At 38.5% G+C, this 13,039-nt stretch carries 15 protein-coding genes; 10 read left to right on the top strand and 5 right to left on the bottom strand.

Annotated features, from left to right (window positions below):
* Both bioC and bioD read left to right on the top strand, forming a co-directional pair.
* Entirely contained in the window at window positions 1–780 is a 780-nt protein-coding gene (bioC, locus tag BMW42_RS09675) for a malonyl-ACP O-methyltransferase BioC (RefSeq protein WP_092767657.1), read from the top strand.
* Window positions 777–1,421 carry a dethiobiotin synthase gene (gene bioD / locus BMW42_RS09670; protein WP_092767451.1) on the top strand — a complete coding sequence of 215 codons (645 nt, stop codon included), beginning with the start codon at window positions 777–779 and terminating at the stop codon, window positions 1,419–1,421. The genes bioC and bioD overlap by 4 nt, the downstream gene beginning before the upstream one ends.
* 47 nt (window positions 1,422–1,468) lie before the next feature.
* On the opposite strand, the gene rluB is transcribed toward bioD, so the two are convergent.
* Genes rluB through BMW42_RS09655 form a run of 3 tightly spaced genes read right to left on the bottom strand, consistent with a single transcriptional unit; the run spans window position 1,469 to window position 4,055 of the window.
* Complete coding sequence (gene rluB / locus BMW42_RS09665; RefSeq protein WP_081403293.1) at window positions 1,469–2,635, bottom strand: 23S rRNA pseudouridine(2605) synthase RluB; 1,167 nt, start codon at window positions 2,633–2,635, stop codon at window positions 1,469–1,471.
* A gap of 41 nt (window positions 2,636–2,676) precedes the next feature.
* The gene (scpB, locus tag BMW42_RS09660; protein WP_035269219.1) at window positions 2,677–3,267 is read right to left on the bottom strand and encodes an SMC-Scp complex subunit ScpB; all 591 of its coding nucleotides are present in this window, start codon (window positions 3,265–3,267) and stop codon (window positions 2,677–2,679) included.
* Window positions 3,264–4,055, bottom strand: coding sequence for a segregation and condensation protein A (locus BMW42_RS09655; protein ID WP_035269217.1), 792 nt, complete (start codon window positions 4,053–4,055; stop codon window positions 3,264–3,266). The genes scpB and BMW42_RS09655 overlap by 4 nt, the downstream gene beginning before the upstream one ends.
* Window positions 4,056–4,336: 281 nt before the next feature.
* Between BMW42_RS09655 and BMW42_RS09650 the strand changes: the two genes are divergently transcribed.
* The gene (locus BMW42_RS09650) at window positions 4,337–5,068 is read left to right on the top strand and encodes a GNAT family N-acetyltransferase (RefSeq protein WP_092767449.1); all 732 of its coding nucleotides are present in this window, start codon (window positions 4,337–4,339) and stop codon (window positions 5,066–5,068) included.
* A gap of 32 nt (window positions 5,069–5,100) precedes the next feature.
* On the opposite strand, the gene BMW42_RS09645 is transcribed toward BMW42_RS09650, so the two are convergent.
* Together BMW42_RS09645 and BMW42_RS09640 are read right to left on the bottom strand one after the other, a co-directional pair.
* The gene (locus BMW42_RS09645) at window positions 5,101–5,718 is read right to left on the bottom strand and encodes an L-threonylcarbamoyladenylate synthase (RefSeq protein WP_035269212.1); all 618 of its coding nucleotides are present in this window, start codon (window positions 5,716–5,718) and stop codon (window positions 5,101–5,103) included.
* A gap of 81 nt (window positions 5,719–5,799) precedes the next feature.
* On the bottom strand, window positions 5,800–6,462 hold the full coding sequence (locus tag BMW42_RS09640; RefSeq protein ID WP_092767447.1) for an elongation factor P hydroxylase: 663 nt from the start codon (window positions 6,460–6,462) through the stop codon (window positions 5,800–5,802).
* A gap of 97 nt (window positions 6,463–6,559) precedes the next feature.
* Between BMW42_RS09640 and BMW42_RS09635 the strand changes: the two genes are divergently transcribed.
* The 7 genes from BMW42_RS09635 to BMW42_RS09605 form a co-directional block, all read left to right on the top strand.
* Window positions 6,560–7,117 (top strand): YceD family protein, encoded by a 558-nt coding sequence (locus tag BMW42_RS09635; protein WP_092767445.1) that lies wholly within the window; start codon window positions 6,560–6,562, stop codon window positions 7,115–7,117.
* A gap of 77 nt (window positions 7,118–7,194) precedes the next feature.
* On the top strand, window positions 7,195–7,380 hold the full coding sequence (gene rpmF / locus BMW42_RS09630; protein WP_035269206.1) for a 50S ribosomal protein L32: 186 nt from the start codon (window positions 7,195–7,197) through the stop codon (window positions 7,378–7,380).
* A 214-nt stretch (window positions 7,381–7,594) separates the two neighbouring features.
* Window positions 7,595–8,581 (top strand): ACP S-malonyltransferase, encoded by a 987-nt coding sequence (gene fabD / locus BMW42_RS09625; protein ID WP_092767443.1) that lies wholly within the window; start codon window positions 7,595–7,597, stop codon window positions 8,579–8,581.
* A complete protein-coding gene (fabG, locus tag BMW42_RS09620) occupies window positions 8,578–9,312 on the top strand; it encodes a 3-oxoacyl-ACP reductase FabG (RefSeq protein ID WP_092767441.1) in 735 nt (244 codons plus the stop codon). The genes fabD and fabG overlap by 4 nt, the downstream gene beginning before the upstream one ends.
* An 84-nt stretch (window positions 9,313–9,396) precedes the next feature.
* Window positions 9,397–9,633, top strand: a complete 237-nt coding sequence (gene acpP, locus BMW42_RS09615; protein WP_035269198.1) for an acyl carrier protein — start codon at window positions 9,397–9,399, stop codon at window positions 9,631–9,633.
* A 197-nt stretch (window positions 9,634–9,830) separates the two neighbouring features.
* Window positions 9,831–10,304, top strand: a complete 474-nt coding sequence (gene lysM, locus BMW42_RS09610) for a peptidoglycan-binding protein LysM (RefSeq protein WP_092767439.1) — start codon at window positions 9,831–9,833, stop codon at window positions 10,302–10,304.
* 654 nt (window positions 10,305–10,958) lie between these two features.
* Window positions 10,959–13,039, top strand: a 2,081-nt coding sequence (locus BMW42_RS09605) for a GA-like domain-containing protein (protein ID WP_092767437.1), incomplete at its 3' end; no start/stop codon positions are given.

The raw sequence follows: 13,039 nt of genomic DNA, 5'->3' as shown, positions 1-13,039 counted from the left end.
ATGTTGAACAAATTTATTCAAAAAGAAATGATTGCTACTCGATTTGCAAAATCGCATTGGACTTATGCAGATCAAGCACGTATTCAACAAAATGTAGCGAAGCATTTAAGCGAGCTGATGCGTCTTTATGTTTCATCTTCTGAGCTTGCTAAAGTATTTGAAATTGGATGTGGAACTGGAAATCTAACTCAAGAAATACTTAATCATTTTAAAATGGATCAAGTCATTTTGAATGATTTATATGCTGATGTTGAGCATACCATTAGTCATCATCAGCCTGTCGAGTGGCGTATTGGTGATGTCGAAAAAATTGAGTTGCCCAAAGACCTTGATTTATGTGCCTCAAGCTCTGCATTACAGTGGATGTCTGAGTTTGAAAGATTGATACAGAAAATTCATTCAGCTTTAAAGCCCAATGGTTATTTTTGCTTTTCAACTTATGGGCCTCAGAACTTAAAAGAAATTAAATCCTTAACTGGACAAGGATTGAAATATTTTGATCAAAGCCAAATTAAAAGCTTACTAGAGCAGAACGGATTTGAAGTGATGCACTGTGAACAACAATTGGCTCAATTACATTTCGCGCACCCAAAATTGGTCCTAAAACATTTACAGGCCACAGGTGTGACGGCAACCTCACAGGGGTTTCGTTGGACGAAGGAAAGTTTGAATCAGTTTTATCTAGGTTACCGACAATTTATTGCGACTGATGAGCAAGAGAATCTTGTATATCCTTTAACGTATCACCCTATATTTTTTATCGCACGGAGTAAGTCATGAGTGCTCAAATCTACTTTGTGAGCGGTATTGATACTGGAATTGGAAAAACATACGTCACTGGTTATTTGGCAAAAATTTGGCGTGAACAAGGGCGGAATGTCATTACTCAGAAATTAATTCAAACGGGTAATGTGGATGTTTCTGAAGATATTGAAAAACATCGTGAAATTATGGGATGTGGTTGGTTAGAGGAAGATACTCAAAAACTCACTATGCCTGAAATTTTCAGTTATCCTGCATCGCCTCACTTAGCGACACGTATAGATGGGCGAAGTATTGATTTCGCTAAAATTGAACAAGCGACTCAACAGTTGTCCTCTTCATATGAAGTTGTTTTACTTGAAGGGGCGGGTGGCTTGATGGTCCCTCTAACAACACAATATTTAACCATTGATTATTTGGTGGATAAAAAATATCCCATAATTTTGGTGAGTTCGGGGCGTTTGGGAAGCATCAACCATACTTTGTTGAGCTTAGAGGCACTGAAGCATCGTGGGCTTGAGTTATATGCTCTAGCATATAATTTGAATGCTGAATCTGACGATGAGCTTATTTCACGTGATACATCTGCCTACTTAAAAAAGTATTTATCGCAACATTTTCCATCTGCTAAATGGATTGATATTCCTTTTATTGAATAAATGAAAAAAACCGCTCTATTGAGCGGTTTTTTTAGGGATTTAAAAAATTAGAACTTCTTAAAGCCTTTGTTAATACCAAAAGGTTTGCGTTGACCAAATTTATTTTCATTACGTGGTTTGTAATCAACAGAATTGCCGTTTACTTCACCTTTGTTTTCAGGACGCTTATTGCGGAAATCCTGATTTTCAGTGCGAGGGGCACGATTGTTGAATCGATTCTCAAAGCCTTCTTGACGTGGCGCACGTGCATTGAAACGGTTTTCTGAGCCTTCTTGACGCGGTGCGCGATTGTTAAATCGATTATCACTGCGGCTTTGATCAGCACCACCTTGACGGAAGTCACGGCGTGGTTCTTGATGCTCACCTTCGTCACGGCGTTGTTGGCGTAAATAACCACCACGACGTGCTGCAAGTGGTTTCTCTTGCATACGTTCATTGCGGCGTTTCGCCATACCGTAAAGACCAGTACCTTGACGTGGTTTGAGCTCAACAGACTTAGTTAAGTTATCAATGTCATTTTTATCAAGTTCAATCCAACGACCTGTACGTAATTCACGTGGCAGAATGACTGTACCATAACGTGTACGTAATAGACGGCTGACTTTCAAGCCTTGTGATTCAAAGATGCGGCGTACTTCACGGTTACGTCCTTCTTTTACAACCACTTGATACCAACGGTTAATCCCTTCACCACCAATTTCAGAGAATGACTCAAATTTTGCTGGACCATCATCGAGCATGACACCATCTGTCATGTTCTTTTTCAGTTGAGGGGTCACTTCACCCATCACACGTACAGCGTATTCGCGTTCAATTTCACTAGATGGATGCATTAAGCGGTTTGCAAGCTCGCCATCGTTTGTGAAAAGTAATAATCCTGTTGAGTTGATATCTAAACGACCAACCATGACCCAACGATCACCCGGAATTGATGGTAATTGATCAAATACAGTTGGGCGATTTTCAGGGTCGTTACGTGAACAGATTTCACCTTCAGGTTTGTAGTAAATCAATACACGACGACGGATTTCATCTTCAATTTGGAACTGTACTTTACGACCATCGATACGAAGCTCATCGGTTGGTTCGATACGTTCACCTACTTGAGCAACTTGACCGTTGACACTAACACGACCGGCAGCAATGACTTCTTCCATATAGCGGCGAGAACCCAAACCTACACGTGCCAATACCTTTTGCAATTTTTCACTCATAACAGCATAACCTTAGAAATAATCATCAACAGTTCACCTATTTACGACTTGGGTGCGTGAGCATCCAATGCCATAAAAGCTTCCTTGGCATCCTGTAGGGGAGGCAGTTGATTTAAATCACTTAAACCAAAAGCATTTAAAAATTGTGGCGTTGTAACCAACAACGCGGGTCTTCCTGGAAGTTCCCGGAAACCAGACTCTTTAATCCAGTTCCAATCGAATAACGTTCTGAGTTGCTGACTGTTATTCGTGACTCCTCGAATTTGCTCAATATCGGCTCGGGTAACGGGCTGATGATAAGCAATCACTGCTAGAGTTTCTAACAATGATGGTGATAATTTAGTTGGACGTTCTGGCCAAGTTTGTGCAATCACTTGTCGATACTTAGCACGAACTTGAAAGCGAAAACCTTGAGCTGTTTCAGTCAGCTCAATTGAACGACCGTGTTGTAACACTGCAAGCTGTTGTAAATAGGCGCGCAGTTGTTGTTTGGAAAATTGGTTTTGAAATGCCTCTTTTAAGCGTGCAATAGAAACAGGCGCTTCACTGGCAAAAATAATAGCTTCGAGCTGCATGAGCACTTCGTGGTGTAACTCATCAACTTGAAAGGAGTTTGATTGATCAATGGTCATATCATTACCCCTTGAATTGCCAGCGGGGCTTCAATACCTGATGCAATAATTTGAACTTTTTGCTGACGTGTTAGCTCTAATATTGCCATAAACGTCACCACTAACCCCATACGACCTTGACTTGGTTTTAAAAGTTGATCAAATTTCAAAACCTCACCTGATTTTGTCATCTGTTCAATATAGGCAATACGTTCTTCAAGCAAAACAGGTTCTTGAGTAATCTGGTGTGTAACAGGCTCTGGGCGATTAAAAATACAAAACATAGCATCGCGCAGAAGAGAGGCTTCATAACCTTCATTTACTGTATTAATTTGTCCAAGGCTAACGTTGGGTAGAAAAGTATCACGGTCCAAAATAGGCATTTGACCGAGACGCTCAGCAGCTTGCTTGATCCTTAAATATGTCTCTAAACGATCTATTAATTCTTGTTTTGGATCTTTTTCAATTTGAATTGATTTAGGTTTAGGCAGCAGTAAGCGTGATTTTAAATCTGCTAATAAAGCCGCCATCACCATATAATCTGCGGTCAACTCAATATTGAGTGACTTCATACTGTCAATATATGACAAATATTGCGTTGCAATCGGAGCTATATCGAGCTGAAGTAGATCGAAACCGTTTTTTTGGATGAGGTAAATTAAAAAGTCGAGTGGTCCTTCGAAATGTTCTAATAGAATTTCGAATGCTGCAGGCGGTATATATAAATCTTCAGGAATCGTATCTTGCCACTCATCTAAAACACGGATGTGTGGAAGTGCGTCCATGGGATTATGGATAGCTTGAGTCATTACAATTATTAGCCACGCGAATTTTCAAAAGCATGTTGGGCGATTCAGGAGATCACATATCGAAATCAGTAAAAGGACAGTGATTCGAATAGCATAAAAACAATATGGGTATTCTAAATTAAATCGAGTGCTGAATATATCTTTATCCGCAGTTTTACGATAAAAAATTTGAAATAAATAGGTAGTATTTTTTAAGGTTATATAGATGTATTTAGTGTTTTAATTGATAAATGTAAACTGGTATTCATTGTTAGCGTGTATTCGACGAGAAGTAAAACAGTATGAATAATTTTCAAAAAGTAGAACAAAATGTATATGAACAAAGTGTAGGTATAAAAGTTCACTCAAATACTCACCCTATAGACTCATTCAAAGCGTTGAGTGGAACGTATGTAAATTTATATCCCTTAAATTTAATTCAAAATATTGAAGAGCTTGCAAGAGATCTATTCCCACTCAAGATTACAGATGAGTTTATTTCAAGCTTTACCTATTTGCCTTACGAAGCGCCAACTTCGATTGAAGACTTGTCATATAAACTCTCATCACAATTTGGTACACAGGGGAATATTTATTATGTTATTCGCATAGCGAGCAAACCAGTGGGGTGGATCGCATTGATGAATATCGGGTTGGATGATGGAGTGGTTGAAATTGGGAATGTATACTTCTCAGCAGATTTAAAACGGTCTAGAGCTGCTACAGAAGTATTATTTTTACTGTTGAATGAGTGTTTTACTTTAGGATTTAGGCGTATAGAGTGGAAGTGTCATGAGTTGAATTTAGCTTCCAAAAAAGCCGCACTACGATTCGGTTTTCAATATGAAGGAATGTTTAGACAACATAAAGTGGTCAAGGGAAGAAACCGAAACACGCTTTGGTTTTCAATGTTGGATGAAGAGTGGCTGACTTTAAAAGAAAGTTATTTAGCTTGGCTTGAACCAAGCAACTTTACGCAAGAGGGTCAACAAATAAAGACCCTCCAAGCATTTTATAACGAAAAATCAGCGTAAATTAAATAAAGCGAGATAAATGGTGAGGCATTTTACTCAAAAGCACTCACATCACCCACGCCACGGCGGATAATTTCAGGTTGACTTCCTGAGAGATCAACAATACTTGTTGTGGTTAATGTACCAAGTCCACTATCAATAAAAACATCAATTCTTTTACTTAATTGTTGTTCTATTTCATATGGATCATCCAAAGGCTCAGTTTGACCTGGAAGAATCAGGGTGCTGGTGAGTAAAGGTTCCCCCAGCTCTTTAAGAAGCATTTGACAGACTGGGTTGCTCGGTACACGTAAACCAATGGTTTTCTTTTTGGGGTGCATCAAGCGACGAGGGACTTCACTTGTCGCTTGCAAAATAAAGGTGGTAATCGCAGGTGTATTATTTTTAAGCAGACGATAAGTTGCATTATCCACTTTTGCATACGTTGCAATATCTGAGAGATCCGCACATAAGATCGCATATTGATGCTTAGCACCAAGATCACGGATTTGAGCAATTCGTTCCATTGCTTGCTTATTACCAATTTGGCATCCGATGGCATAGGCTGCATCTGTTGGATAAACCACGACATCGCCTGCACGTATTCTTTCTACTGCTTGAGTAATAAGTCGAGATTGTGGATTGTCAGGATGTACTCTTAAATGAAGCATTTTATTTTCTCCTGATTATTTTTTCGTATTATTGCGTGCATAGACATTCACTTCAATGTCATGAATATATATTTACTAGACTTAATCTAGCGATGCACGAGAAAATTCATCCAAATGTAATGTTTTGCCACTTCTGAGACACTTACAGATGCACTGAATAAAGTGTTGAGCATCTCTTGGAAGCTGAGCGTCACCTGAAAAATAGCGCTGTACTTGAGCATAAACATTGTCTTTAAAAGACTGTCCATCACCACCTTCACCCGTTAAATTGTCCAGAGAAACGCGGAATTTTCGACCAAAGGCTGTGGCAAACATCCATTCTATTGCTTGAGGTTTAATTTCGACTTGTTCAAATAGGGCTTGTTGTTCAGCGGTTCGACCATCTGGTGCATACCAGTAGCCAAGATCAGGAAGAGTGCGACGATGATCTCCTGCGATTGTCCAATGACTTATTTCATGTAAAGCACTATTGAAAAATCCATGTGCGAATTGGATGCGAGCGGGTTGTTGGTCTGCGGCAGGGAAGTATTCAGGTTCAAAGTCGCCTTTGACTAATGTGACATTTAAGTGGGAAAACCAATGATTAAAGTGTAAGATAAGCCAGTCTACCTGTTGAGCTTCTGTTTGCAGATTTACCCAAGGTGCGAGTTGCACGCGGTCTAAGTGATCGGTCAAATTTGAGGTCGAAGGATAGTGTAACTGTAATGAAGTTGTGACTTCAGGTTGCGGCTGCAACTGATGCATGACTTGATTAACCCAAATGATCTGTCTGAATAAGTGCAAAATTGTATCTTAATCTTTGACAGAGTACTTATGAATTTGTAGAATTGCCGCCTTAATTATGTCAGCAAATACCTTTCCGGCACAGATTGAGCCGTTTAAATGGGCTGAACAGGGCTTCACATGGTCAGGTACACTGCCATTGTCGCACTTTGTTCGTATATCCCGTGAAGCTGTTGGGTCAATTGATAATCAATTGATCAATATAGACTGTAAGCTATCAATGGATGCGTATCATCGTATCGTTTGGCTTGATGGTAGTGTTGAAACGAAGGTTCCAATGGAATGCCAACGTTGTTTGGATACTGTTGAATTACCTCTCGAATTGGACTTTCATCTGGCTTTAGTCGATGATGAGTCACTGATAGAGCGCTTGGATGAGGATGCTGATTTCATCGTCTTAGGTGAGAGTGAAGCAACGACAAAAGGTTCATTTGATGCACCTGCAACCGCTGATTTACTTTCTCTCATAGAAGATGAATTGTTATTGTTGATTCCTTTGTCACCAAGACATGAGTCTTGTGAGCATAAGCATCAACCTGCCCAAGAAGAAGTTGTTGAAGAAAAACGAGATAATCCGTTTGGTGTTTTGGCAGCTTTGAAGGGTAAACTTAACTAATTTTTGTGTTATACTCTTAGGTATAAGACAATCGAATTTGTTCTGATCCATTTTTTCGATCTTTGTAAGGAGCCATCATGGCCGTTCAGCAAAACCGTAAAAGTCGCTCTCGCCGTGACATGCGCCGTTCACATGACGCTTTAACCGAGAATGCATTAACAGTAGACCAAACGACTGGTGAAACTCACCGTCGTCACCACGTAACTAAAGATGGTGTCTACCGTGGTCGCCAATTATTCGCTAAAGCAGCTGATGCTGAATAATTGGTGATGTATTAAGCGTCAAGCTTAGTAGAAAAAATGGGAGCGTAAGCTCCCTTTTTTTATTTCTATTTTTTGTTGTATTTGGCAATTACCAAAGCTTTTTTTTAATGATAAATTTCGCTCCATCAAATCAGTTAAGACTTGAGTTTGATGTTCAAGATGATCGAAATGAATCAAAATTGAATAGTCAAAGCTCTGAATAAAGGATTTTTATATGTCTGCTAAACGCCTCGAGCAAGCCGTTCTTGCGACCAAAACTGCATTTGTTTTTCCTGGACAGGGTTCTCAAAAAGCAGGAATGTTAGCGGAGCTTGCAGAACAGTTTAGTAGTGTGCAAGAAACGTTTGCTGAAGCTTCTGAAGCACTCGGCTTTGATTTATGGCACATTGCGCAAAGTGGTGAAGGGTTAAACCAAACTGAATTTACACAACCAGTACTGCTCACAGCAAGTATTGCTTTATGGCGTGTATGGCTAGAGCTTGGTGGTGTCGTTCCTAAATATTTAGCGGGACATTCACTAGGTGAATACAGTGCGTTGGTTGCTGCAGAATCTTTAAGCTTAAAAGATGCAGTTAAATTGGTGAACTTACGCGGTAAGTTGATGCAAGATGCTGTTCCACAGGGCCAAGGTGCTATGGCTGCGATTCTTGGTCTTGATGATGCTAAGGTTGTAGAACTGTGTGCTCAAGTCACCGCTCAAGGTGAGGGTTCGGTGGATGCTGCAAACTATAATGCACAGGGTCAAGTTGTGGTGGCAGGTGATACTGCACGAGTTGAAGCGTTAATGGCTTTGGTAAAAGAGCAAGGTGCAAAAGCAATTGCGTTACCAGTATCAGTACCATCACATTGTTCATTAATGAAGCCAGCGGCAGCAGAGTTTGCCAAAGCTTTAGCAGATGTTGATATTCAATTACCTCGCATTCCAGTGATTCAAAATGTCAATGCACAAATGGCTGACAGTGTTGATGAATTGCGTACAGCGTTGACATCACAACTTTATGAGTCTGTCCAATGGACTAAAACACTTCAAGTATTGGCTGATCAAGATGTGAGCTATGTTGTTGAATGTGGTCCTGGGAATGTATTAACAAATTTAGCAAAACGTCTAGCACATGTTGAAAAAGCATTGCCTTTAGATACTAAATCTCGTTTAGAAGATGCTTTAAATACTGTATTAGTTGCAGAAGGGAAAATTGCATGACGCAGGAACGTAAAGTCGCGTTAGTGACAGGTGCAAGCCGTGGTATTGGTGCTGCGATTGCACAACAGCTGATCGAAGATGGCTTTTTTGTTGTAGGTACGGCTACATCTGAGTCTGGTGCTGAAAAATTATCTACACAATTTGCTGAACATGGTGCAGGAAAAGTACTCGATGTTCGTGATGGAGCTGCAATTGATGCACTCATTACAGATATTGAACAAAGTTTTGGTCCTGTACTTGTTCTTGTGAATAATGCAGGTATCACAAAAGATAATCTACTGCTTCGTATGTCTGAAGATGATTGGGATGATATCCAAAATATTCACCTTAAAGCAGTGTTCCGTCTCTCTAAACGTGTATTGAAAGGTATGACGAAAGCGAGATTTGGACGAATTATCAATATTAGTTCTGTCGTTGCGCATTTTGCAAATCCAGGTCAAGCAAATTATTCAGCTGCGAAGGCTGGGATTGAAGCTTTTAGCCGGAGTTTGGCTAAAGAAATGGGCAGTCGTCAAATTACTGTCAATAGTATCGCGCCTGGATTTATTGCAACTGAGATGACTGAACAGTTAAGTGATGAAATTCAGAAAAAAATGAGTGATCAAGTGGCATTGAACCGTTTTGGTCAGCCTCAAGATATCGCAAATGCAGTAAGTTTCCTTGCTTCTGATAAAGCAAGTTACATTACTGGTACGGTATTACACGTGAATGGCGGTTTATACATGGCGTAATGCGATGTATAAACTTTCAAATATATCAAGATTCAATTAAACTATAGGCATTATACGCCGCCACAAGCAATGAGGAGAATTCCTGTGAGCGATATCGAACAACGTATCAAACAAGCAGTAGCTGAACAACTTGGCTTAAAAGCTGAAGAGATTAAAAACGAAGCATCTTTCATGGATGACTTAGGTGCTGACTCTCTAGATCTAGTTGAGCTTGTAATGTCTTTCGAAAATGATTTCGACATTACTATTCCTGATGAAGACTCTAACGAAATTACAACTGTTCAATCTGCTATCGATTATGTAACTAAGAAATTAGCTTAATCATCAGATTCAGTTCTTTTCGAACTTAAAAGCTACCTTTATGGTGGCTTTTTTTTATTAAGGATTAAATTGCAATATTACATTAAGTTACCTTAAGTTTAAGAAAGATAACGGCGTTAGGTATAGTTCTTCTGTATAAAAATTAAGGGATCTAAATTATTTGATCACCAAACTGAAATAACAATAGGAGAATAACAATGGGTCTTTTTGATTTTGTGAGAGGTATTGGGAAAAAAAATACCGCACCAGCTGAGCAACAAGCTACACCAGCAACGCCAGCAGAGCCATCTGCTCAAGAAATTGCGAATAAATTATTGGGGCATATTAAATCACTTGGCTTACCAGTAACAGGACTGTCTGTGACTTATAATGCAAGCAGTGATTTAGCGACTGTAAAAGGACAAGTGCAAACTCAAGCAGATCGTGAAAAGATCATCTTGGCTGTGGGAAATATTGATCATGTTGCTCAAGTCGATGACCAACTTACTGTTTCATCTCCAGAGCCTGAAAGTAAATTCTATACAGTAAAATCAGGGGATAATCTTTCAAAAATTTCTAAAGAGTTTTATGGTGATGCAAATCAGTACAACAAAATTTTTGAAGCAAACCGACCATTACTTAAAAATGCAGATGATATTTTCCCGGGACAGGTTCTAAGAATTCCAAACTAAAATATCAATGAATCTAAAAGACCGAGATTTAAATCTCGGTTTTTGATTTTAAAGTAACTTAATAACTTAAAACTGATTTTTAAATTATCAATATAAAACAATATTTTAACGGCTGGAAAATTTCTATAAATATATTTTAACTTCCACATTGCAATGGTGTTTTTGGCCATTTTTTAAGTTATTTCGAAGTAATAAGAATAAAAAAATTGAAATAAACTCATTAATTCTAACCTTATGTTTTATATAGAAAAAATAAATTAGTAAAAATAAGTGTTTGAAAATAAATAAAATTTAATTTGTTTCAGGAGATAAAATATTGTTTCATTAGGTTTTATTATGTAACTTTAATTAATTAATAGTGTAATTTTGTTTCTGGTATTTTTTTGCAATATTTAAAAATTTTATGTCTAACTTATATAAAATAATAAATTATGAGATTTTATTCACTATTAATTTATAAATAGTGACTTTGTATAAATTTAAATATTCTCAATAAAAACATTGCTTTAAGAATCTCGAATGGGGTGTAAAAAATTTTTTTTAACTATGAATTTTTGTTGATTTTCAACTGACTTTTTATGACGTTTACATTGATTCTCAATCTGATAAAAAAATAGAGGGTTAAAGAATATCTTAATAATACTGGGTGACGTCATGAAAAATTTAGAAATATTATCAAAAAACGATGGGGCGGTTTTAGAAAAGACTACTGCTAATAAAATCGTATTAAACCAGAACTCAATTGTGAAAATTGATGCATCAATCGAAGAGGTCTTAAACTTTGAGAAAGAAGGAAATTCTTTAGTTATTAATTTTAAAAATGGCGAACAATTAGTTGTAGAAAGTTATTTTGAGGATCCCTTAAATAGTCATAATATTTTATTTAATGACAATGGTCAGCTTTATTGGGTTGAGTTCACAGATGCTGCCAATGAAATAGCTTCGACTATTAAATATTATCCAATTGATGATATTTCAGCACTTATCGCTGGAAACTCAAGTACAGTTTTGACAGGGTTAACTCCATGGTTAATTGCAGGGGGATTAGCTGCTGGAGTAGTTGCTATTGCAGATAATATGAGTGATTCTGATAAAAAATCTAATTCTGTATCGCCGGAACCAGAACCACCAATTAACGATGAATTAGAAGAAGCAAAACAGCTGGTTAATGATGCAGAGAAAGCTTATCAAGATCTTAAAGATTTGATTGAAGATAAATTAAATGATGGGTTAATTACTCCTGAGGAAAAAGCTGAATTAGAGGAAGCATTACAAGATGCAAAGGATGCTAAAGATGCTGCTCAAGATAAAGTCGATAACTTGGTAGATGGCGAGGCAAAATCTGATTTACAAGATCGACTTGATGATTTGGTTGATGAAGAGTTGCCAGCAATTAATGATCAAAATGGTGATGGTGTACCAGATGATCTCGAGCAAGCTTTACTAGATGCTGAAGAAGCTGTAGCCAATGCTGAACAAGCGTACGAAGCATTAAAAGATTTAATTTTAGAGAAGAATGAAAACGGCCTGATTACACCTGCTGAAAGAGCGGAATTAGATCAAGCTAAAGAGGCTTTCGAGAGTGCCAAAGCCTTAGCAGAAACTAAAACAAATTTATTACCAGAATCAGTTCAATCTCAAAAAGATGCTTTGCAGGAACGTCTTGAAGATTTAGTGGATATCATCCTACCTGAAATTAATGATGAAAATGATGATGGTATCGTAGATGATATCGCTGAAGCACTCATTGAAGCAGAGTTGGCTGTTGCGGAGGCTGAAGCAAAGTATGCAGCTGCTGAAAATGCTTTAACTGTTGCAAATCGTGATGGATTAATTAATCCAACAGAGCTTAATGCTTTACAGAATGCTTTAGAGCAGGCACAAATTGCTAAGTCAACTGCTCAAAGTAAAGTAAATGCTCTACCTGAATCTGTTCAGGAACAGAAAGATGCCTTTCAAAATCGATTAGATGATCTGACTGACATAAGTTTGCCTGAAGTAAATGACGCAGATGGTGATGGCATTGTAGATGGCTTACCAGAAGCGATTCAGGAAGCGCAGTCAGCTGTAGAAGAAGCTGAAGCTAAATATGCTGAAGCTCTTAATAATTTAGCTTTGGCTCAAAAAGATGGCTTAATTAACCCGCTTGAACTCAGTATTCTTGAACAGAAAGTACAGGCTGCACTTGATGCAAAAGAAGTTGCTCAAGATAAGGTAAATGTATTGCCAAATGGAGCGATTAAAGATGGTTTACAGGATCGTCTAGATGCTCTTGTAAATATTGACTTACCTGAAGTCAATGATGCAGATGGTGATGGCGTACCAGACGGCGAAGATATTACACTTGAAGAAGCGACAGAAGCAGTAGAGGCGGCTGAAGCAGCATATGCTGAGGCAGAGCAAGCACTAGCAGATGCCGAATCAGATGGTTTAATCACCCCAACAGAACTTACTGAGCTGACTCAAGCACGTGATGATGCGCTTGCTGCTAAAGAAGATGCACAAGCGAAAGTTGATGCACTTCCAGAAGGAGCAGACAAAGACGCATTGGATGCACGCTTAGATGATCTAGTCGACATCACCTTACCAACAGTAAATGATGAAAACGAAGATGGCATAGCAGATGAGTACGAACAAGTATTGGCAGATGCCGAAGCAGCAGTAGAGGCGGCTGAAGCAGCATACGCTGCGGCAGAACAAGCGCTGATCGATGCAAATGCCAATGGCCTCATCAC

The organism is Acinetobacter sp. DSM 11652, from assembly GCF_900109815.1.
Classification (GTDB): domain Bacteria; phylum Pseudomonadota; class Gammaproteobacteria; order Pseudomonadales; family Moraxellaceae; genus Acinetobacter.
This window is presented reverse-complemented; position numbering and strand designations above follow the sequence as displayed.